Source organism: Pseudoalteromonas sp. ECSMB14103, assembly GCF_000813065.1.
Lineage (GTDB): Bacteria > Pseudomonadota > Gammaproteobacteria > Enterobacterales > Alteromonadaceae > Pseudoalteromonas > Pseudoalteromonas marina.
This window is the reverse complement of record NZ_JWGY01000001.1, coordinates 171,347-193,093: the sequence shown is the minus strand read 5'-3', so window position 1 is coordinate 193,093 and position 21,747 is coordinate 171,347. Positions and strand designations below refer to the sequence as shown.

The following is a 21,747-nucleotide window of genomic DNA, read 5'->3' as shown; positions in this document are numbered from 1 at the left end:
GAATCATCCGCCCCCGAACAGGCAGGTACCTATTTAGGGGGGGCAGTTTAACCCTCAGACAATTATTATTTAATCGCTACCAAACAAATCTCGCGTGTACACTTTATCAGCAATGTCACTTAGCTCTTCAACCATACGGTTTGAAACAACCACGTCTGATATTTGCTTAAACTCGTTTAAATCTTTAATCACGCGTGAGTGATAAAATTCGCTTTCTTTAAGAACAGGCTCATAAACAACAACCTCAATCCCTTTGGCTTTAATACGCTTCATAATGCCTTGAATAGACGACGCTCTAAAGTTATCAGAACCCGATTTCATTACTAAACGATATACTCCAACCACTTTTGGATTTCGCTTTAAAATAGAAGCAGCTATAAAGTCTTTACGTGTAGTATTCGCATCAACTATTGCACCAATAATATTATTTGGAACACTCTGATAATTAGCACGTAACTGTTTGGTGTCTTTTGGTAAACAGTAACCACCGTAACCAAACGACGGGTTATTGTAATGGTTACCAATACGTGGATCTAACCCAACACCCTGTATAATTTGCTTAGAGTTTAAACCGTGTGCTTCAGCGTAGCTATCAAGCTCATTAAAGTAAGCGACTCGCATTGCAAGGTATGTGTTAGAGAATAACTTAATAGCCTCAGCTTCAGTTGAATCCGTAAATAGCACTTCAACATCTTGCTTTACAGCGCCTTGCTTAAGTAAGTTTGCAAATACAGTTGCACGCTCGCTTTGCTCACCCACTACAATACGAGAAGGGTGTAAATTATCGTAAAGCGCCTTGCCTTCACGTAAAAACTCTGGCGAAAATATTAAGTTATCAACATCAAGTTGCTTTTTTATATCGGCCGTAAAACCCACCGGAATAGTTGATTTAATTACCATTATTGCATTTGGGTTATGCGCTAATGCATCTTTAATTACGGCTTCAACCGAGCAGGTATTAAAGTAGTTATTTTCAACATCGTAATCGGTAGGTGTTGCTATAATGATAAAATCTGCGCCACTATAAGCCGAAACTTTATTCGTCGTTGCAGTAAAGTTTAAATCATTGCGCATTAAAAATTCACTAATTTCTGTATCAACAATCGGCGATTTTTTATCATTCAACAGCGCTATTTTATTTTCATCTATATCTAACGCAACTACTTCGTTATGCTGTGAAAGCAGCATAGCATTAGATAAGCCCACATAGCCTGTACCCACTACGGCAATTTTCATGTTAATCCTTTAAGATTAATTAATATTTTACAAAATTATTTTATCAAAGTTACTTATATTCAACTATTGGTGTGTTTAAATAAAAAATATTACGATAATCTATAAGACCAATGACATTTAATTATTACCATCCGTAAAACGCACCGAGCCTAAAAAAGCTATCGTCAAATACGGTTTTACCTGTATAAAGCTCAATACCCCAGTAACCATTTTTTAGTTGCTGGGTATAGCGAGTTTCGAGCTCAAAACCTATTGAATAAGGACCAGCAGCCTCACCGATTTTACCATTAGAGTCCATTTCTGTCTCAATGCGTCTAAATGTAGTATCAATATTTTGTGATGAGCTATATTGCCAAACCCAATTAATCGATTGACTTTCTGCGCTTGGGTAGTGTTGAAAGTATCGTTGTTCTCCTCCCCAATGCCCTAATGCCTGTTTATCAATAGTATTACCTTGTGAATACAGCTTTGACCAGTACCACTCTGTTTGCCAACGGCTATTTTCAAGCCTTAAACTATTATTTTCACTTAAATAAGGTAAGTACAAACCAAAGTTATAACTATTATTACGAGTCCCTCCAAGCGTGTCTTCAAGGCCCACATCGCCGTAAAAGCTAAACGGCTGATTAAACCAAGCCGCTTTGTAATCAAAACTGAGTGACGCTAATTGGTCACCTACCTCATAATTAGGGCCAAATTTTTGGGTTTCTTCCGCATTTACATTATCGTTACCGCCAGGTAAAAAAAACGCCTTTGCAAAATCTTTTAAACCTACAGAGCGATCACCACCACCAAACTGTAATAACCTGTTTGCACCTAGCGTTAAACCATCAAAGGGCGAAAAGCTCAAATGTACACCGGCTAAGTGGGGTTTACCTGGCACCTTTAAACCTAACTCTTTACCGGAGTTTATAGCGGGATCTGTTTTCATTTTCATGTAAAACAAATCATAACGAATATCAAAGTCAGTAATTGGTTTAACATTACTAATACTTATAGACGGAAGCGTTTTGGCATTAGTACTTATAATCATCGCGCTATCGTAAAACGGAGAGTACCAATGCTCGCGGTAACCTATATCAACCTGTGCATATTCGTAACCAAAATAAAAAAAGCTTTGGGTAGGTATTAGGTTATCTTCGTTAGCAATACCGGCAACACTTACACCAAAATGCTTGCCAAAATTTGCAAAGCCACCCGCTTCTAACTTTAAATAGGTATCAACCTTTTGGCCGCGCTGATTAGGTATAGACTTAGGCTCATTACCATAAGCGACAGTCGCTTTAGCATAAGTCATCGCATCGGTTTGCTTGTATAATGCAAGCTCGTTAAATAGCTTTTGGTAAAGGCTTGGATAACTATGCTCTACCGATTTTAAAACTCTAAGCACTTCGCTGGTTTTATAGGGTTTACTCATCATGTGAGCGTTTTCCCCAACAACAAGGAGCTTCTCAACCAATTGCTCTAATTGCGGGTTTTGTTTTAGAGGTAAGTAAGGCGATACCCCACTAGCTAAAACCTGAGAACTAAACATTATTCCAATTAATACGGGTAATTTTTTGAGCATTTTTTTTCCATTTATTTTTTATGTTCTAGGTTATGCCCACATAATAAAAAATCGCTGGTGAGTTAACAACAACGATCTGTATTAATTTACTATCTCGGTTATATATAGTACTTAATTGATTACAACATACTAAATAACTCTTTGCGTGAGCAAGCTTCACGCCTACAAAGAGATAATTTAAAAATTAACTTTCGCCAAGCGCACCGGAGTCTGTTTTTTGTAGGCGCCTTGCTTGCTGGCGCGTTTAATTACACATAGTCACATTAATAATCTTTTGCGTGAGCAAGCTTCACGCCTACGCGGAAAAAACTCTAAAAATTAATTACCACCGAGAACACCGAAGCGCTGCGCGCTACACTGAGAAAAACGTAATACAATATATTTGTTTAAAATGACTTCCCTGCACTGCTCCTTGTCTTCTCTGTGGTGATGATAATGTTTTACCCACTTAATCAACCAAATACAAAGCTTGCCTAAAAACAAAAAAACCGTGTTTGAATAAAACACGGTTTTATAATTTTTTATAAACTCAGGGTACTTATTACAAATTAACCACATTGTTAAGTGTTGGTGCATTTTCACCATTAACCAATGTATTTAAATGCTGTGCAAACTCTTTACCCAGCTTTTCATCGCGCATACCGTATTCAACAATTGCCTTTAAATAACCAAGCTTATCGCCACAGTCGTGTGCGCGGCCACTCATGTGGAATGCCTCTACAGTTTCTTGTGCCATTAACGCATCAATAGAGTCAGTTAACTGTATTTCACCACCAGCACCCACTGGTGTTTTAGCAAGTAACGGCCAAATATTTTTACTCAATACATAACGGCCAACAACAGCAAGATTTGACGGCGCAATATCAACATCAGGCTTTTCAACCATAGTTTTAATTTTAGCGCTTTCACCGGCAACTAATTGCACACCATTAATATCGGCAATACCGTATTTACTTACATCATCTTGTGCTACAGGCTCAAGCATTATTTGGCTTGCTGCAGTTTCATTAAAACGAGCGATCATAGCGGCTAGGTTTTCTGTTTTTTGGTTTGCTGTGTACGCATCAAGTATTACATCGGGTAGTACAACAACAAAATCGTCATTACCCACAATGGGTTTTGCACACAATATAGCGTGGCCTAAGCCTTTAGCTTCGCCTTGGCGAACGTGCATAATAGTCACATCACTAGGGCAAATAGAGCGCACTTCTTCAAGCAATGTACGTTTAACGCGTTTTTCAAGCGTTGCTTCAAGCTCGTAGCTGGTATCAAAGTGGTTTTCTATCGCATTTTTAGAGCTATGTGTTACTAATACAATCTCTTTAATGCCAGCAGCAACACACTCGTTCACAATGTATTGAATAAGTGGCTTATCAACTATAGGTAGCATTTCTTTTGGAATAGCTTTAGTCATAGGTAGCATACGTGTGCCCAAGCCGGCAACAGGGATAACTGCTTTCATAGGTAGTCCTTTATTTAAAATAATAATTTATATGTTGATCTTAACTTAGCAATTTAAAAGTAGATACAACCTGAATATATTTAATAATGTGCTTTATCACACAATATATAAGTTTAGGGCTTTGTAAAAAATGCTTATTTCGACTGGCAAGAATGCTTGCTGGCGTTAGAGTCGAAGCTTATCAAGGCTTTTATAAAGCAATTAATAATGTAAAAGTGCAGCTTTTAAACGCCAACATGCTGTGCGTCTGCAATTAAACTTTACATCGTTTAGCTCTTTGCCCAACTATTCGTAATACCCTACAAGCTCTTCAATAAAGCTTTTAACTTGCGCTTTAGGTAACTCATTAATGCCAGCAGCGGCAGCTCGCCCACCACCGGTGGGAAATTTACTGCAAATATCAACAGCACCTTGCTTATTGGTAAGGGGCGCTCTAACGCTTACAAGGTAACTACCTTTATTATTAAACGTCAATACTGCATGGGCTTTATTTGGTGATTGATTAGCAAGGTCATTACCTAAAACCCCACTTACACGCCGAGCCCAAGCCGCATCTTCTAATAAAATAACTTTAGCTGTATCACAATCATGCATAACAGTAGCATTTGCTGCCTTTTGCATATCGGCTTTATAAGCTTGCTCGAGGGTGTAATAAACTGAGTTTTTATCGTTAATTGCATCAAAAGGCGACTTAAACTGCAAAAGAAGCTCAAATAAATCGGCAGGTGCAAAATGTAAATCAGCTACTTCACTTCCGTAGCCATTGTAATTAATGTATGTGCCAAATGCTTTTAACTGTGACTTTTGAAGTTCAGTTAACCCTAGCTTATCAGCCTCACTATCGGCCTTAGCAAATAAATTATCGCCGTAGGCAGCTGTAATAGCCCATAAATGAAATTGCTTATCTATTAAATCGCTAACAATCAAACTAGTACACATGTTTGCATCTAAATCTATGTGAGCAAATAAATTGGCATGGGTTGGAATATCACCTGCCTTATGGTGATCTACATACATAACCTTAGCGCCAGCACTTAAGGCATCGTGCAATGCGTCCATGTTTTTTTCCATCGACACATCAAGCACGCGAATACAATCGCCTTGGCGCGGAGTCACATTTTTTAGCAGCTGAATATCTCGTTTCACACCCGTTATTTTTACTGTATCTGTAGGGTTCGCAAGCTGTAACTGTAATAAAGCAATAATGCCATCGGCATCACCATTAAAAATATCGTATTTCATAAAGTTCTCTAGTAAAAACTAATTAATAATTGACTTGGTATGCTTATTATATTTAGCTAATTATTTGTTTTTGTTGTAGGTATTTAACTATCTGCATCACGCTTTGTTCAATACTTTGATCTGCTGTTTTTATATGTAATTCTGGTGACTCTGGTATATCAAATGCAGAACTAATACCTGTAAAGTTTGGTATTTCGCCAGCACGCGCTTTTTTATATAGCCCTTTTGGGTCACGGCTCTCACATACCTCAATAGGTGTATCTATAAAAACTTCTATAAACTCCCCCTCAGCCATTATTGCACGAGCTTGAGCCCTATCGGCTTTAAAAGGTGATATAAACGCAGTAGACACAATAAGCCCTGCATCTACAAATAATTTAGCAACCTCACTTATACGGCGAATATTTTCAACGCGGTCTTCATCACTAAAAGTTAGCCCTTTGTTCAGCCCCATACGCACGTTATCGCCATCAAGCAAATAGGTATGACAGCCTAGCTCAAACAATTTGGCCTCTACTGCGTTAGCAATGGTTGATTTACCCGATCCACTTAAACCGGTATACCAAAGTAATACAGGTTTATGACCTTTGTGTTGCTGTTTTTGCTCTCGTGACACGGTTTGAGTGTGCCATACAATATTTTCGTCTTGATTCATTAATTTGCCTTTATTCTAAACTTGTTATAATTTTATCTAGCTCGCAGCAGACCAACAGTGTCACAGAGATGAGCTTTACGCTATGTATTGTGCTTTCAAAGTGACTTCCCTGCCTTCTTCATTTGCTTCTATGTGATGATAATAATGTCTTATTAACTTTACCATCCAGATACAAAAACTAGCCTATAAAATAATTTTAACATCGATAAAACCGCAGCCAGCTTTTGTAGGCGCTTTGCTTGCTAGCGCTTTTAATCTACACGTAGTCACATTACTAATCGTTTGCGTGAGCAAGCTTCACCCCTACGAGGAGAAATTTTTAAGCACTAATGATCACCAAGCGCAGCTAAGTCTGTTTATTGTAGGCGCCTTGCTTGCTGGCGCGTTTAATTTATACAAAGTCACATTAATAATATTTTGCGTGAGCAGGCTTCACGCCTACGTTAAAATGATTGCAAAAATTTAATTAACTCACCCTAAAATTAAGTTTATTTTTCGCACTAATTATTAAAATGGAAAAAAAACAGGCACAAGCGTTATAACCACCACACTGTATGCAACAGAAATAGGTAAACCAAATTTAATAAAGTCTGCTAATTTATAATTGCCGGCGTTATAAACCATTAAATTTGTTTGGTACCCATAAGGGCTAATAAAGCTACCACTTGCAGCAAAAGCCACAGCAAGTACAAAAGGTAAATAACTCACGCCAAGGCCTTGTGCAATACTAAACGCGATAGGAAACGTTAACGCAGCAGCTGCATTGTTTGTAATTACCTCGGTAAGCACTAAGGTAAGAACAAACACACCAATAAACGCAATGTAAACACTTTGCCCTGTAAGTAAATACTCTACCTTGCTGGCAATAAGCGCTGAAACCCCTGTGTTATCCAAGCCTGTAGCAAGAGTAAGTGCGCTCATTACTATTAGCCATAGCTCTAGTGGAAAGCGGCGTTTTATTTCGTTAATAGATAAACACTTACTACCAACAAGTAATGCCAAATAAAATACAAAACACTTAAACAAGCTAATATCAAAAATAAGTGAGCTGCCAATAGTCGCTAAAAAGCCCCACAAAACTAGTCGCTCTTTTGTGCCACTTAACATATTTTCGGCTTTTACACCGCTTAATATAAAAAAGTTTTTAGTGAGGTTTGTACGCTTTGCAAAATCAGGCCCAACAGCAAGCACTAAAAAGTCACCGCTTTGTATTGTTATTTCACCTAACTTACCAGAAAGCTTTTCACCCTCACGCCTTACCGCAACAACTGCAGCATCAAAACGCGCCCTAAAGCCTGCTGTTTTGAGTGTTTTACCTACAATAGCGGCACCAGGTTTAATAACAACTTCAGTTAAATTATCGCGTAATAAACCATCTTGCTCAGCAAATAAAGTTAAGCCTTCAAATTGTTGTAAAATGAGTATCTTAGTAACATCGCCCGAAAAAATCAGCTTATCACCCTCACGAATCATTTGGCTGGGTGCTACGGGCGATATAAGCCGATTATCGCGCACTATTTCAACCAAAAAAAGTGACTCTAAATTACGTAAGCCATTTTGTTCTACCGTTTTACCTATTAGTGGTGAATGTTCAGTCACTTTGGCATCTACAAAGTAATCACTCATTACTGCGGTATTATTTAATGTGCCTTTTAACCTATTAATTGTTAAAGCCATAACAATAAAGCACACAATAACAGCAGCTAAACCAATGGGTAAAAAGTCAAAAAATGCAAAACCGGCCTCTCCGCGCTCAATCAGCATAGAGTTAACAATTAAATTAGTAGAAGTACCAATAAGGGTGAGCGTACCGCCCAAAATAGCAGCGTACGAAAGCGGAAGTAATAACTTAGTAGCAGGAATTAACTTATTATTTTTTACAGGGCTAATTAAGGTAGCAACCACTGCCGTATTATTTAAAAAGCCCGATGCAATAACTGTTGCAAACAATGTTTTTAAATACGATTTAAGTACTGAGCCATTAAATAAAATAGTGGCAATTTTACGTAACAGGCTTGTGCGTTCAAATGCGAATGCGCACACAACCAAAAGCAATAACGTTATTAACCCAGGGTTAACCGCATTATTTAATAACTGCTCTGTAGAGACAAGTGAAAGCGCAAAACAAGCAAGGCTGGCTGCAGCAAATACGCGCTCTGGCACTTTTTGAAACTTAATTAAACCAACAATGGTTATAATAAATATAACCACTATTAACCATTGTGCTAAAACCACTTATTCTTCCTTAAACTCAATTTACTAACTCGTAGCCCTTAGCTCGCAGCTTTTATCTCGTAACTCGTGGCTCGTGGCTCGTGGCTCACCAAATCATATTTTCTGCCAAAACCTGAGTGTATTAAACCCTAATCGTTTTTTTACAAAGTACACTGCCAATAAGTTTTGTAGGCTAATAAAAAAGGCGGTAGCTGCCGCAGCCCCCATTGCGCCATATAAACTTGTAAATAGTGGTACGCTCAGTAATACACCACAGCCGCTAATTATAGTTACAAAGCGCATATCACGTTCGTTTCCGCTCATCATTAGTAAAAAACCAACAGAGCCTGTTATTACATTTACGGCTTGGCCTAACACCAGTATTTGTAAAATAACTGCGCCTTGCTTAAATTGCTCACCAAATAACCCCATTAAAAATTCAGGTAACAACAACATAAACAATACAATAGGCAAGGCGCTTAATACTAATAAACGCACACTAAACAATGCCGTTTTTCGTATTCCATCCATATTATTAGCAGCTTTAAACGCGGCAAACTTAGGCGCAACCACTAAATTAACCGCCATTAAAATAAAAGTTGTAAGCATTGCTATACGTTGAGCAACACTAAAATAAGCAACCTGTTCAGCCACTAAATACACACCTATAATAATAGGGGCGCACCACTGCACTGCCTGATTCATAATGACGATTATCCAGTTAGGGCGGGCACTATTCCAGAGCTCATGTGGGCTAACAGTATTACCAGCTGAATTTAAGCTTTTTAAAGCAATCCAATAAAAAAAGCTTGCTGTAACACCTAAACTTAAACTTAAATACAATGCGGCAGTATCTGCTGCAGAGGTATTAAATGATAAAACAGCACCACCACACAGTAAAAAGTGCGCAATGTTTTGACACGGAATACTCGCTATTAAGTTATGCCGCCCCTGCAAGCTCATTGCTATAATTGTTACAGCACTTAACCCAATAATAGCAGGCGCAATAAACGCAAGGCTATTAGCCATTTCCGGCTTGTTAAATACATTATTTGCAATCAGCGGTGATAAAAAATAAAGAATTACAGCAATAGCACTTGCTACCGGCAAGCTGTATTTTAAAGCAAAACTCAGGACACTTTTTACCGTAGCTCCATTGTTTGCATTAGCACCAGTAAACCTAAGTACTGTGTTATCAAACCCCAAGCGGGCAAAGGCCGATAGGAGCATAGCAACGGCAAAACTTAAAAAAAAGTAGCCTGATTGTTCAGCCCCTAACTGCCTTGCAATTATTAAATTAAATATAAAGGCCATACCTGCACCAAAAACGCGTATAAAAAGTGCAATAGCGGCGTTTATTGCCGTGTGGCGGTGCTCGGCGTCATTTAATATTACCTTTACTTTGCTAAACATTTACTTCTCATTTTCTGTAGCCCGTAGCCCAAACATTAATACGCATTTTTGTTTATAAAGCCTTTAAAAATAGTCAAAAATACTATTTTTAAATCTAAAACGAGTGACCAATTTTGAATGTATTCTAGGTCAAACTCAATGCGCTTTTCCATTTTATCTAATGTGTCGGTTTCGCCTCGCCAGCCGTTAATTTGTGCCCAGCCAGTAATGCCAGGCTTTACTTTGTGGCGTAGCATATAGCCGTCAACCAAACTACGGTATTGCTCGTTATGCGCAACTGCATGGGGGCGAGGGCCTACAATCGACATTTGCCCTTGCAGTACATTTAAAAATTGTGGAAGTTCATCAAGGCTGGTTTTACGTATAAACTGGCCTATGGGCGTGAAGCGCTTATCGTTTTTTATGGCTTGGGTAACTTTAGCGCCGTCTTCCATTACATTCATTGAACGGAACTTCCATACTTTAATAGGTTTACCATCAATACCGTATCGGTTTTGTTTAAAAAACACGGGGCCTTTTGATGTAAGCTTAACTGCAACTGCTAGCCCTATTAATACTGGTGAAATTAAAACAAGTATTAAAATAGAAAGTATTACATCCTCAATACGCTTAATTATGGCGTTACTGCCATCTATGGGGGAATCGTAAATACTTATGGTAGGTATACCCATAATGGTATCACTACGTGAATGTAATAATTGATAGGTAAATACATCGGGCACTATGTAAACACTCGCGGTACTGTCTGCTAATTGTTTAACTAACCACTTACGGCGCTCATATGCTTGTGGTGGTAGTACAATATAAACGCGATCTATTCCACCGCTTTTGCAATCAGCAACAAGTTGCTCTAAATCACCCAGAGTTTGTGCAGCAACCACTTTTTGGCTAGGTGTTTCGTCGTCGTAATAACCACTAAAAACCAAGCCAAAACTGGCATGTTCAATAATATTATTTGCTAGCTTTTGCCCTAGCACACCAGCACCTACAATAACTACATTACGGGTGTTGTAGCCTTGTGCTCTAAGCAGCCTTAGTATAAAGCGCAAGAAAATACGATATGAGCTCAGTAATACACAAGCAAAAACAAACCATACAAACTGAAGCCCAGTAGGGTTTAAATACTCTGGCGCTATAAAATTAACACTTAAAAACAGTACTGCGGCACTTATAAACCAGTGTGAAATTGTTTTTTTAAGTTCTTTGTAAAGTGATAGCCCACGCCACGATATATAAAGCTTGTCGAGCTCGCTAGTAAAGTGAAACAAAAAAACAGCCAGCAAAGCAGCCGTTGTGTGCTGCAATAACCAAGGAGTATTATGTAGGCTTGTACTACCCCATAAGGTACCCACTATTATTACTATGTCGAGCACTCGCTGGATAAATGCAACAATAGTTGCATTACTTTGCAAAATTCCTTTATGCATATGCATAATCTTCTCTATTATTGTTGTTATAAATGCAACTTTATAATAACGTAACAAACTAAAAATAACACCATAGAAAAAAACACTTACAATTAGTTAGAAATGTGTTGTTAATGGCTTAATTCTTGTTGTGTCGTAAATGTTTAATTATGAATAACCGTTTACATTGCTATTGCAGTTTAGAATGTAGTTCGCTTATAAAAACCACATTAATTATCAAATTATATTTTTTAATGCAGTTCGCCAATCTGAAAAACTAACATGTGGGGATGTGTCTTTCATTACTGAATATTTAGGCCTTTTTGCCGGAGTTGGGTACTCTGATGTTGTTAGCTTTTTAAGTAGCGGCTTATTTACAATTACCTTTTTAGTTTTAGCTTCATCAAATATAGCATTGGCGAACTCATACCAGCTAACTTGCTCGTCACCGCAAAAGTGGTAAATACCAAAAACTGTTTTAGTATTATTTTTAATTAATGTTATAAAATTAAAAATACACTGCGCTAAATCACCGGCGTAGGTAGGGCAACCTATTTGGTCTGCCACTATACCAAGTTCATCTCGCTCTGCGCCTAACCTAAGCATGGTTTTTACAAAGTTATTTCCGTATTCACTAAATACCCAAGCAGTTCTGATAATTACATGCTTAGACGTAATTGCTTTTATACTGTTTTCACCGTCTAACTTTGTTTGACCATATACACTTTGTGGATTTGTAGGGCAACTCGGTATGTATGGGGTTATTGCAGTACCATCAAAAACATAATCAGTAGATACATGAATAACAGGTATATCTAGCTTTGCAGCAGCGTATGCTAAATTTTCAGACCCCGTTAAATTAATAGCACCTGCAGCTGCAGGGTTACTTTCTGCTTTATCTACAGCTGTATAGGCTGCTGCATTTATAATAAAATCTGGCTTTAGTTTTTCACATAACGCCATTACATTTGCTTGGTCTGTAATGTCGAGCTCAGCACGTGTTAAAGCAATGAGCTCAATACCTTCAGGTGCTCTATCCTGAATACAACGCCCTAACTGACCATTGGCACCGGTTAGCAATACTTTCATGTTTATAAATCCTTTAACAACCCTGCAAGTTCATCTTTAGCTGATAAAGAGGGCTCAAAATCAAATGGCCAATCAATAGCAATGTCAGGGTCATCCCACTTTATAGCACCCTCGTCATTGGGGTCGTAAAAGTCAGTGCATTTATACTCAAAGTCGGCAGTATCACTTAAAACAACAAAACCATGAGCAAAGCCCGGTGGAACCCAAAATTGGCGTTTATTATCACCCGATAATAAAACACCTTCCCACTTACCAAAAGTCGGTGACCCTTTGCGTATATCTACTGCAACATCAAAAACCTCACCAGTTACAACGCGAACTAACTTACCTTGCGGCTTTGTTTTTTGAAAATGCAGACCACGCAAAACTCCCTTACTAGATCGGCTATGATTATCTTGAACAAAAGTAAGGTTTTCACCTATAACAGCTTGGTACTTTTTAGCCTGAAACGTCTCTAAAAAAAAGCCACGTTCATCGCCAAATACTTTTGGTTCAATAATTTTAATTTCAGGAATATTTGTATCAATAATTTTCATTTTTAATCTTCAGATAAACGAGCCAAATACTGCCCGTATTCGTTTTTCATCATTGGTTTAGCTATTTCAAGTAACTGTTGGGTAGTTAGCCAACCGTTGCGCCAAGCTATCTCTTCTAAACAGGCCACTTTTAACCCTTGTACATGCTCGATAGTTTGTACAAACGATGACGCCTCATGCAAGCTTTCGTGCGTACCCGTATCGAGCCATGCGAATCCGCGTCCAAGCAGCTCAACGTTAAGAGTACCATCAGCTAAATACATTTCATTTAACGTTGTTATTTCAAGCTCGCCCCTATGAGATGGCTTAACTTGTTTAGCTAATTCAACTACTCTGTTGTCGTAAAAGTAAAGGCCTGTCACTGCGTAATTCGACTTTGGCTTTTCAGGCTTTTCTTCTATAGAAATAGCTTTCATGTTTTCGTCGAATTCTACTACGCCAAAACGCTCAGGATCTTTTACTTGGTATCCAAATACAGTAGCACCCGTTTCACGGCTTGCTGCACTTTTAAGCGTTTTGCTAAATGACTGGCCATAGTAAATATTGTCGCCAAGCACTAAACACACGCTATCATCGCCAATAAAATCTTCACCAATAATAAAGGCTTGTGCTAACCCATCTGGCGATGGCTGTACAGCATAACTTAAGCTAACACCGTAATCGCTTCCATCACCTAATAAGCGCTTAAAGCTTTCGTTATCTTCAGGTGTTGTGATTATTAATATATCGCGTATACCTGCCAGCATTAGCGTAGATATTGGATAATAAACCATTGGCTTATCGTAAACGGGTAGTAACTGTTTTGATACACCACGGGTAAGCGGGTAAAGGCGAGTGCCTGAGCCGCCTGCTAATATAATTCCTTTCATAATACTCTCCTTACTATGCTTTTATTTCACCAAGGCGTTCACGTTGGTATGAACCATCCTGTACATTTTTACACCATTGCTGATTAACTAAATACCATTCAATTGTTTTTCGTAACCCAGTCTCAAATGTTTCTACTGGCGTCCAGTTAAGCTCTTCACTCATCTTTGATGAATCAATAGCGTAGCGACGATCGTGACCAGGGCGGTCGGTTACATATGTAATTTGCTCTGCATACTTTGTACTTTTTGGCACTAAGCTATCTAAAATTTCACAAATAGTTTGTACTACCTCTAAGTTTTGCTTTTCGTTATGGCCACCTATATTGTAGGTTTCGCCAACTTTACCTTCGGTTACTACCTTGTATAAAGCGCGAGCGTGATCTTCTACATATAGCCAATCACGAATTTGATCGCCTTTACCGTATATAGGCAGTTCCTTGCCATCAAGGGCATTAAGTATAACAAGCGGTATTAACTTTTCAGGAAAGTGGTAAGGGCCATAATTATTTGAGCAGTTAGTGACAATAGTTGGAAAACCATATGTGCGTAACCAAGCGCGTACTAAATGATCGCTCGATGCTTTACTCGCAGAGTAAGGGCTACTTGGTGCATAAGATGTTTGCTCAGTAAATAAAGGAAGCTCACCGTGCTGCTCATCAGGGTGCGGAAGATCACCATAAACTTCATCAGTAGAAATATGGTGGAATCTAAAGTCTGCTTTAGACTCATTATTTAATGTATTCCAATAATCACGGGCCGCTTCTAGTAGATTATAAGTGCCAACAATATTAGTTTGAATAAAATCGCTAGGCCCTGTAATCGAACGGTCAACATGGCTTTCTGCTGCTAAGTGCATAACGGCATCGGGTTTGTGTGATTTAAATACACGGTCAAGCTCTTTACGGTTACAAATATCAACCTGCTCAAATGTATAACGTTCACTGCTATCTACAGTTTTTAAAGACTCTAAGTTACCTGCGTAGGTTAATTTATCTAAATTGACTACTGAATCTTGTGTGTTTTCTATAATATGGCGAACAACTGCAGAGCCTATAAAGCCGGCACCACCAGTAACTAAAATTTTCATAAAAATAATTTATCCATTTATTTTAAATATTTTGTAAGCAAAGTTTCATACTGAGTTAAAATATCACCCCACTGAAACTTTGTAATAAATTGATCTTTAGCAGCAGCACTTTTTTGCTTAACAAAATCATCATTTAAATAATCTTGATCTAAAAACTCACTTAAATGTGCTTTATTTTCAAAATAAAAAGCGCCATTACCGGCAACCCAGCGATTAAACTTGTTATCGTGTGCTATTACTGCACAACCAGCAGCTAAACCTTCAACCAGTGATGGGTTAGTACCACCAACTTGGTGGCCATGCACATAAAAGCGTGCATAAAAACGCAGTGCTGCCACTTTTTCGGCTTCGTAAATAGCACCAGGAAATACCACGTCATTACTTGCAGCAGCAAGAACTTGTTGATGATATGGGTTTGAATCTAAAAACTTACCTAACACCACTAATTTATGGCTACGCGGTTTAGCCGAAAACGCCTCTACTACTTCTAAAATAGAGTTTTCAGGCTCTGGCCTAGCAATCACTATTGCATACTCGTTTTTAACTAACCTGTAATCAGCTAACACAGCTTCGTTAGCCGTACTTACATCAGGGCCGCCGTATGGAATCATAGTAATTTTTTTACGCACTACACGAGTCGCTAAGTGATCCTCTATTTTTGGGTGATCTGCTACCAAATGGTTTCCAAACCAACAACCAAAGCGCTCGTTTAGCCAAAACCACGTTTTTGCAACAAAACCCCACTTTTGGCGTTTCCACTCAATGCCATCCATATTAATCACATTATTAATACCGTATAGGCGCTGAATAATATTAAAACACGCAGTATTGTAGCCCAGTGTTAAATGCAAGCCCTTATTTTTGCGCGCATGCCATACCGATTTTAAGTCAAAAATAATAGTGCCTAATGGCCCTTCATTTTTTACAGGTATATGAATACGCTTAACACCTTGCCATTGGCTTTCGTACATTTCACCTTCACCGTCTTCTTGACAGTAAACAGTAACCTGCCAGCCATTTTTAATTAAAAAAGGGCATAAATATTCAGCAAAGGTTTCAAAGCCTCCATGACCAGCAGGAACACCACGTATACCTAAAACAACTAATTCTTTATTACTCATAGCCTAGTAACTTCATAATCCGGTTAAATTCTTCACTAATTTCAATAGGTAAAACTATTGGACTTTTTTTCTTCGGTGATTTTAAAACTTCACTACAATAATCATTAAAGTTAGTATCAGGTGATAAATAACAAAACTTCAAAATCTCATCTCTAAAACTACTGTCAGTAACAAATTGCTCATATTTTACAGCATAAACATCGCTATTTTGTGATAACGAAAGACCTTGCTTCATAGTTAAAATCCACTCAACCGCAGCCATAGCAACATGATCAGTGTAATTTTTTATCGTACCGTAATTATCCTTTAGCTCAGGGTCTTGCAATAAAACTTGATCGCACAGAGCTATCCATTTTCTATTATTTACTCCCCACCAGTCATGCGTATTTCCATTGTCAGCAACCCCTAAACGCTCCGACCAATGTTTTATAGAATGGCAAGTATCCCACCCATTTCTAAATAGAAATAAAAATTTAGCGTCAGGAAAAATCTCTTTAACAAACGGCACTCTAAAAATAAGTTCAGGGTACTTATCCACCACTCTATTACTCAATGTAAACCTTAAATAACTTCCAAAAATTTTATGGGCGTTTACTTTTAAAGTATTATTAGCGTCTTGCTCAGTTAAAAAGTAGCGGCCAACCTTATTTTGATAGCTGCCAATTAAGTCTTCATCGTTATAAAGGTGGCTCCATAATGCTTTTGGCTCATTTAAAAACCCCACATCTTTATGAATCCCTAAAGTAACACCTAAAATAGTCGTTCCGCTCCTACCTGTACCTAAAATAAAAACAGGCTTTTCAACCTTTTTCGCAAAGGGTAAAAGTTCTTGCAAACGGTATAAAGCAAAAACAAGTGGATTTATCCATCTACCTTTTGTTGTTAAGGGTCTGCCTTCGTAGAGTAAATAAGACAAATATCGTGTAAATGTTTTTAACTTAGTGCGCTTAGTAAAGCGACTATCAACCTGTGCAACCATTATAAATTAACCATCCAATTAAACTGCTTTTGAATACCTGCTTCAATAGTTGTCGTAGGTTTCCAGTTAAGCTTCTTTCTTGCTAACGTTGAATCAAGAATAATCTCATCAATATCAAAATCACGTTTTGGTAAAAAATTACATTCAAAGCGATGTAACGTAATATCTTCAATACACTTTTTTATATTACTCACACTGTAGCCAGCATCGTAGCTAATATTGTATATTCCAGTTACACCTTGTATTACAGATTTATAAATAGCTTCTATTAAATCATCTATGTATATGTAGTCTCTAATAGCATTGCCATTATCAAACAAAATAATTGGCTGCTTTTTAATAGCTTTATCTAATAAAGTAGCAATAAGCCCTTGGGAGCCTTTATTATACTGTCTTGGACCAAAAGGGTTAGAGGGCCGTATTATTGTTAAGTCTATTTTTAGCTGTGTACACAATATGCTTAGGTAGTTTTCTACAGCTGCTTTTGTTGCTCCATAGACAGAAACGGGTTTTAACTCTGTTTTTTCGCTCACAGGCAAATGTAGTGGGTTTCCGTAAACAGTCCCGCCGGAAGAAATATAAACAAGTTTCTTCACATTTTTACGTGCCATGGCTTGCACTAAAAAAATAGTGGGTAATAAATTAGCCTCAATATCAAATCTGGGATCGGCAGCGGCAATAGCGGGAGTCGAAGAACTTACAGAATGAATAACACAATCATGACCAATAAGTGCAGCTTCTAATGCTTCTTTATTATTAAAGTCACCAACATAACTTTTAACATCAGGGTTATATAAATACTCTTTCCTTGCAAATGATGCCGCATACCCTGTTTTTTGTTTTAATAAATCAGTAAGATGAGATCCAATAAATCCATTTGCACCTAAAACTAGGCATTTCACTTTATTACACTCCGGTAGTTTTCCATAATATCTTGGTAAAAAACATTATCATTAAAATGACTCTCCACATACTCCCTTGCAGCTAGTCCCATCTCCTTACAAGCAGTTTTATCATTCCATAGCTGCTGCATTTTATTTGCTAAGTCAGTTATGTCATCAGGCTCAAAAAGTAGCCCTCTATCCTTCCCTACTAATTCGGGGATCCCGCCCCTAAGCGAGCCAACAACCGGCTTGCCATAAGCAAAAGCCTGAAATATAACGTAAGGAAAGTTTTCGTGCCATAAAGAAGGCACAACGACAAAGCGAGCATTACTTAATACTGTGTTTAAAGCCTCTCCCCACATAGGTCCTAAAAATTCTATATTTACACTGTTTTGTTGCTTTGCTAAATGCTGTAACTCTTGTAATTGCGGGCCATCTCCTATTATTTTAATAGGTAAGTTAACCTCAGCAGCTGCCTTTACTATTCTGTCTACGCCTTTTTCATCAATAATACGGCCAAAATAAAGAGCGTATTCACCAGTGTAATTAGGTGTATATTCTTCAGGCTTAAATGGGTTTTTTAGCACACCATAGCTTATATGTTTATTAGCCCAAAATTCCTTGGTTTTGTTAAGCATAAACTCACTAGCAAATAAATACTTGTCTACTAAATTGTCGTATACTTTTTTGTGTTCATGTACATAAGCTTCAATAGCCGATGCAGCACTGAACGATAAAGACCCTTTACAGCATCGTTTTTTTATAGCGTTATAAAACTTGCCGCCCTTGCATAACTCACAATTTTTTTTGCCATCATAAATTTTATAATTGGGACAAATATGTTTGTAATCGTTACACGACATTACAACTGGAATATTACGCTCTTTTGCTGCTTCTAAAATAGATGGAGTAAGGTGTACATGAATAGCAAAGGCATGAACAATATCTGGTTTAAATTCGTCTAAAAGCTTCGCAAATGCCTTTTTTTTATCTTTTGAGTAAAACGTGCTTGGTAACGCTTTTAGCTTATCTAAAAGCCCGCCACTATAATTTGGCGCGGGCACAAAGTGCGCAACATCCCCTGTGTTAATGTTATTTTCATCAGCAGTTGAAAAGAAAGCGACCTCGTGACCATACTTTTTCAGTACACGTGCCACTTCGAAGTAAAAAACTTCTGCCCCACCAGTTAGATGGTGGAATTTATGAACTAATAAGATCTTCATATTTTATTTTTACTTAAATTAAAGAACAAAGTTAAAAACATTAAAATACCAATAGAAAACCCTGCTAAAAACAGGGAGTTGTAACATAAACAAATTAATAATGTAGGTTCTACATAAGAATTATTGATCCTACCTTTTACCCAAACTCGCTTTAAAATCAGGATAAAGCCAACTAATCCAACCGCTCCATATTGTGTCAATATTGATAACCAGTTATTATCTTGAAAAACACCTAAAGGTATTGAAAACCCGGCATAATACATAATTTTGTTATGCTCGCTCGACTCTGAAAAAGCTAAACCTAATCCCCAACTACCAGCACCACTACCTAAAATAGGACTTTCAAGAAACTTTAAAATAGAAGCATATATATAGGCCCCACGCCCTACATCAAGAACAGTAGTGTAATATTGCTGAGAAAAAACCTCTTTTATTGATTTAGGAAGATACTCCGTATCAATAAAAAACAAAGGTAGTATAATCAAAGGCGCAATTAAAATAATTAATAATTTATAATCCTTTCGACTCAAATAGAAAGTAAATAAAACCATAAAAACAAAAGCACTACGTGACTCAGATATCAAAATCAGGAAAAAGCAAGAAGATAGGACTAGAACGTTTTTAAAATTGGTATCAAATACCTTATATTTACTAAAAATAATAAAGCAGAACAATGAAAAATAGCCCAATGTATTTTTTGATATAAAACTCCCGAAAACTCCTCCACCAATAAGATTTTCTCTATAGTAGTCATGGGCATTAATAAAGGCTATTTGTATAATTAGTGACTTTAATCCAAGAATATTAAAAAACTGCAAAATAGAAAATATAAGCTGGAAAAGAAACATTACAAATAAAAGCTTGGAGCATTTTATAAAATCCACATGCCTACAAAAGACCAAAAGATAAGTGCAGAAAAGAAAATATTTACCCTCGTAAAGAACAGTTTTCACGCTATCAAATAAATTAAAACCATATCCCAAAGATAATAAAATACAAAAAGAAATATAAAATAAGACCCAAAAATAAAAATAATCCAATTTAAAGTTAAAATTAGATAAGTACCCTGAAACACCTATAAGGAAAAGACTAACTATATAGAACGTGACCAAAAGCGAAAATTGAGGATAAATAACAGAAATTAGTGGCTCAAATGAAAAAAGAAATACTCCAAAAGAAAACGTTAATTCGGGTTTAAAAAGCGTTTTCATTTCAAAACTCTTTTAATTTTAAATTTTAAAAATAGTTCTACGAGCTCTTTTTTAATAAAAAACTTAAATCTCAGAGATTTGCACCCCCCAACACGCATTAACAAACTAAAAAATGAGATTAAACTCACATTTTTACTCAGCTCTTTATTCCTAAGAATTTTAAATGACTCCCAATCACTTTGCTCAAGACTGATGCCTGTGTTTTTCATTGCATTTTCTATTATTTGACAAGCATTATTTTGCATATCCTCTCTTCTAGTTGAGCTAACACTCGAATTATGCATTCTGTAGTACATCAACTTTTCTTTTAAGTTTGTAATGCGAAAGTCATTGTCTAAAAGCCTATGCCAGAGCCCAAAATCTTCACAGTATAACTGAGCCTCATCATAATATAAAAATGGCCTAATTTTATCAGAAACTTTAATCATGACACTCGGGTGTAAAACGGGCACTCTAACAAAGCTTTTAGCTTTCACAGCTAGAGATGCAACTGGAAATGAGATAGAACCAACCCTCTTACCTGAACTGTCAATAAGAAAAGCATTACAACCCAAAACATCTATGTTTTCATGAGAGTTCATATAGTTAATTTGCATTTCAAGCTTACTAGGAGCGAGAATATCATCATGATCCATCCTAACAAGGTATTTGGCACGAGATAAAGAAATCCCTAAATTTAAAGTAGCGATAAGGCCTTCATTGTCTTTATTTATGACTTGAATTCTAGCATCAGTATTTTTAAGTTGCTCTAGTATTAATTTGGTCTTATCTGTAGAACCATCGTTAATTACTAACAAATTAAAGTTACTATAAGTCTGATTTAAAATACTCTCTATAGATTCAGTAATGTAAGCTTCACCATTGTAAACAGGTAATATAATATCAATACTATCTTTCATAACCGAACAACTCAAAGTCCTCTTTATAGTAATCATAAAGCTTTTCTTTATTTTTATTAGTCAAAACTTCATTTCTATTCACACTTCGGTTCACTTTTGTAAAATCACCTGAAAATGATATCGATATCATATTTTTCAGAGTGGTAATGTCATCATCTATTTTTTCGAATCTGCCAACAAAATCCATTTCAACTTTTCCATTTACAGTTAAAAAATGACTCTGGGGAACAAAGTGTATCCAATTTCTTATCTCTTTCTTCGCAAAGAAGTCATCAATAAATTGATTTATTGAAACGAAGCTGGCTTGATGCTCAAGATAGAAAGTTTTATCAAATGTATTTCCTCCACCAGCACTCAAATAATTATATGCTGAAACGAATCTAGTGTAAGGGTTCCGAACGAATGTGAATTTAAAATACTCATTATACTTTTGATTATCTAAAAATTTATAGTCCGCTGCATAAAAGTGCCCTACTTGTTTTCCAAAGAATATGTCTTTAGAAATTGATGAACCTGCAGCCTTTGGTATATGAACAAATATAGCTTTTCTTTCATCAACCTCACGAAGAAATGGAGTCCTCAACCCCCTTTTCACATCTAACCAAAGAATTAATTTTTGTGGCAAGACGTTACGATATATTTTTTTCAAGATAC

At 37.0% G+C, this 21,747-nt stretch carries 19 protein-coding genes; all 19 read right to left on the bottom strand.

Annotation, left to right across the window (positions count from 1 at the left end; all coding sequences use genetic code 11):
• Positions 1-69 precede the first annotated feature (69 nt).
• Positions 70-1,236, bottom strand: a complete 1,167-nt coding sequence (locus RF53_RS00780) for a nucleotide sugar dehydrogenase (protein ID WP_039036333.1) — start codon at positions 1,234-1,236, stop codon at positions 70-72.
• A gap of 124 nt (positions 1,237-1,360) precedes the next feature.
• Positions 1,361-2,803: a capsule assembly Wzi family protein gene (locus RF53_RS00775; RefSeq protein WP_039036332.1), complete on the bottom strand. Its 1,443-nt coding sequence runs from the start codon at positions 2,801-2,803 to the stop codon at positions 1,361-1,363.
• Between the two features lie 541 nt (positions 2,804-3,344).
• The gene (galU, locus tag RF53_RS00765; RefSeq protein ID WP_039036330.1) at positions 3,345-4,265 is read right to left on the bottom strand and encodes a UTP--glucose-1-phosphate uridylyltransferase GalU; all 921 of its coding nucleotides are present in this window, start codon (positions 4,263-4,265) and stop codon (positions 3,345-3,347) included.
• Positions 4,266-4,550: 285 nt separating this feature from the next.
• Positions 4,551-5,507 carry a DHHA1 domain-containing protein gene (locus tag RF53_RS00760; RefSeq protein ID WP_039036329.1) on the bottom strand — a complete coding sequence of 319 codons (957 nt, stop codon included), beginning with the start codon at positions 5,505-5,507 and terminating at the stop codon, positions 4,551-4,553.
• 52 nt (positions 5,508-5,559) lie between these two features.
• Complete coding sequence (cysC, locus tag RF53_RS00755; RefSeq protein ID WP_039036328.1) at positions 5,560-6,162, bottom strand: adenylyl-sulfate kinase; 603 nt, start codon at positions 6,160-6,162, stop codon at positions 5,560-5,562.
• Between the two features lie 507 nt (positions 6,163-6,669).
• Positions 6,670-8,397, bottom strand: coding sequence for an SLC13 family permease (locus RF53_RS00750; RefSeq protein WP_039036327.1), 1,728 nt, complete (start codon positions 8,395-8,397; stop codon positions 6,670-6,672).
• Positions 8,398-8,490: 93 nt separating this feature from the next.
• Positions 8,491-9,789, bottom strand: coding sequence for an oligosaccharide flippase family protein (locus tag RF53_RS00745; protein ID WP_039036326.1), 1,299 nt, complete (start codon positions 9,787-9,789; stop codon positions 8,491-8,493).
• Positions 9,790-9,824: 35 nt separating this feature from the next.
• Positions 9,825-11,222 (bottom strand): undecaprenyl-phosphate glucose phosphotransferase, encoded by a 1,398-nt coding sequence (locus tag RF53_RS00740; RefSeq protein ID WP_039036325.1) that lies wholly within the window; start codon positions 11,220-11,222, stop codon positions 9,825-9,827.
• A gap of 210 nt (positions 11,223-11,432) precedes the next feature.
• Entirely contained in the window at positions 11,433-12,284 is an 852-nt protein-coding gene (gene rfbD, locus RF53_RS00735; protein ID WP_039036324.1) for a dTDP-4-dehydrorhamnose reductase, read from the bottom strand.
• Positions 12,285-12,286: 2 nt separating this feature from the next.
• Positions 12,287-12,820, bottom strand: a complete 534-nt coding sequence (gene rfbC, locus RF53_RS00730) for a dTDP-4-dehydrorhamnose 3,5-epimerase (protein ID WP_039036323.1) — start codon at positions 12,818-12,820, stop codon at positions 12,287-12,289.
• A 2-nt stretch (positions 12,821-12,822) separates the two neighbouring features.
• Complete coding sequence (rfbA, locus tag RF53_RS00725) at positions 12,823-13,689, bottom strand: glucose-1-phosphate thymidylyltransferase RfbA (RefSeq protein ID WP_039036322.1); 867 nt, start codon at positions 13,687-13,689, stop codon at positions 12,823-12,825.
• 13 nt (positions 13,690-13,702) lie between these two features.
• The gene (gene rfbB, locus RF53_RS00720; RefSeq protein ID WP_039036321.1) at positions 13,703-14,776 is read right to left on the bottom strand and encodes a dTDP-glucose 4,6-dehydratase; all 1,074 of its coding nucleotides are present in this window, start codon (positions 14,774-14,776) and stop codon (positions 13,703-13,705) included.
• Between the two features lie 17 nt (positions 14,777-14,793).
• Positions 14,794-15,897, bottom strand: coding sequence for a DUF1972 domain-containing protein (locus tag RF53_RS00715; RefSeq protein WP_039036320.1), 1,104 nt, complete (start codon positions 15,895-15,897; stop codon positions 14,794-14,796).
• Positions 15,890-16,876: a sulfotransferase family protein gene (locus RF53_RS00710; protein WP_082014406.1), complete on the bottom strand. Its 987-nt coding sequence runs from the start codon at positions 16,874-16,876 to the stop codon at positions 15,890-15,892. The genes RF53_RS00715 and RF53_RS00710 overlap by 8 nt, the downstream gene beginning before the upstream one ends.
• Positions 16,876-17,778 carry an NAD-dependent epimerase/dehydratase family protein gene (locus RF53_RS00705; protein WP_039036319.1) on the bottom strand — a complete coding sequence of 301 codons (903 nt, stop codon included), beginning with the start codon at positions 17,776-17,778 and terminating at the stop codon, positions 16,876-16,878. Before RF53_RS00705 ends, RF53_RS00710 begins: the two co-directional genes overlap by 1 nt.
• Positions 17,775-18,983, bottom strand: coding sequence for a glycosyltransferase (locus RF53_RS00700; protein WP_039036318.1), 1,209 nt, complete (start codon positions 18,981-18,983; stop codon positions 17,775-17,777). Before RF53_RS00700 ends, RF53_RS00705 begins: the two co-directional genes overlap by 4 nt.
• The gene (locus RF53_RS00695) at positions 18,980-20,194 is read right to left on the bottom strand and encodes an O-antigen ligase family protein (protein WP_039036317.1); all 1,215 of its coding nucleotides are present in this window, start codon (positions 20,192-20,194) and stop codon (positions 18,980-18,982) included. Before RF53_RS00695 ends, RF53_RS00700 begins: the two co-directional genes overlap by 4 nt.
• Positions 20,191-21,093, bottom strand: coding sequence for a glycosyltransferase family 2 protein (locus RF53_RS00690; RefSeq protein ID WP_052242850.1), 903 nt, complete (start codon positions 21,091-21,093; stop codon positions 20,191-20,193). Before RF53_RS00690 ends, RF53_RS00695 begins: the two co-directional genes overlap by 4 nt.
• On the bottom strand, positions 21,083-21,742 hold the full coding sequence (locus RF53_RS00685; RefSeq protein WP_158649130.1) for a sulfotransferase family 2 domain-containing protein: 660 nt from the start codon (positions 21,740-21,742) through the stop codon (positions 21,083-21,085). Before RF53_RS00685 ends, RF53_RS00690 begins: the two co-directional genes overlap by 11 nt.
• Between the last annotated feature and the right edge of the window lie 5 nt (positions 21,743-21,747).

Bases quoted from the DNA above. Each gene is read 5' to 3' on its own strand.
- RF53_RS00760 (WP_039036329.1), bottom strand. From the start codon at position 5,507: ATGAAATACGATATTTTTAATGGTGATGCCGATGGCATTATTGCTTTA.
- rfbB (WP_039036321.1), bottom strand. From the start codon at position 14,776: ATGAAAATTTTAGTTACTGGTGGTGCCGGCTTTATAGGCTCTGCAGTT.
- rfbA (WP_039036322.1), bottom strand. From the start codon at position 13,689: ATGAAAGGAATTATATTAGCAGGCGGCTCAGGCACTCGCCTTTACCCG.
- RF53_RS00690 (WP_052242850.1), bottom strand. From the start codon at position 21,093: ATGAAAGATAGTATTGATATTATATTACCTGTTTACAATGGTGAAGCT.
- cysC (WP_039036328.1), bottom strand. From the start codon at position 6,162: ATGAATCAAGACGAAAATATTGTATGGCACACTCAAACCGTGTCACGA.
- RF53_RS00700 (WP_039036318.1), bottom strand. From the start codon at position 18,983: ATGAAGATCTTATTAGTTCATAAATTCCACCATCTAACTGGTGGGGCA.
- galU (WP_039036330.1), bottom strand. From the start codon at position 4,265: ATGAAAGCAGTTATCCCTGTTGCCGGCTTGGGCACACGTATGCTACCT.
- rfbC (WP_039036323.1), bottom strand. From the start codon at position 12,820: ATGAAAATTATTGATACAAATATTCCTGAAATTAAAATTATTGAACCA.
- RF53_RS00780 (WP_039036333.1), bottom strand. From the start codon at position 1,236: ATGAAAATTGCCGTAGTGGGTACAGGCTATGTGGGCTTATCTAATGCT.
- RF53_RS00775 (WP_039036332.1), bottom strand. From the start codon at position 2,803: ATGCTCAAAAAATTACCCGTATTAATTGGAATAATGTTTAGTTCTCAG.
- RF53_RS00740 (WP_039036325.1), bottom strand. From the start codon at position 11,222: ATGCATATGCATAAAGGAATTTTGCAAAGTAATGCAACTATTGTTGCA.
- rfbD (WP_039036324.1), bottom strand. From the start codon at position 12,284: ATGAAAGTATTGCTAACCGGTGCCAATGGTCAGTTAGGGCGTTGTATT.
- RF53_RS00745 (WP_039036326.1), bottom strand. From the start codon at position 9,789: ATGTTTAGCAAAGTAAAGGTAATATTAAATGACGCCGAGCACCGCCAC.
- RF53_RS00710 (WP_082014406.1), bottom strand. From the start codon at position 16,876: ATGGTTGCACAGGTTGATAGTCGCTTTACTAAGCGCACTAAGTTAAAA.
- RF53_RS00695 (WP_039036317.1), bottom strand. From the start codon at position 20,194: ATGAAAACGCTTTTTAAACCCGAATTAACGTTTTCTTTTGGAGTATTT.
- RF53_RS00715 (WP_039036320.1), bottom strand. From the start codon at position 15,897: ATGAGTAATAAAGAATTAGTTGTTTTAGGTATACGTGGTGTTCCTGCT.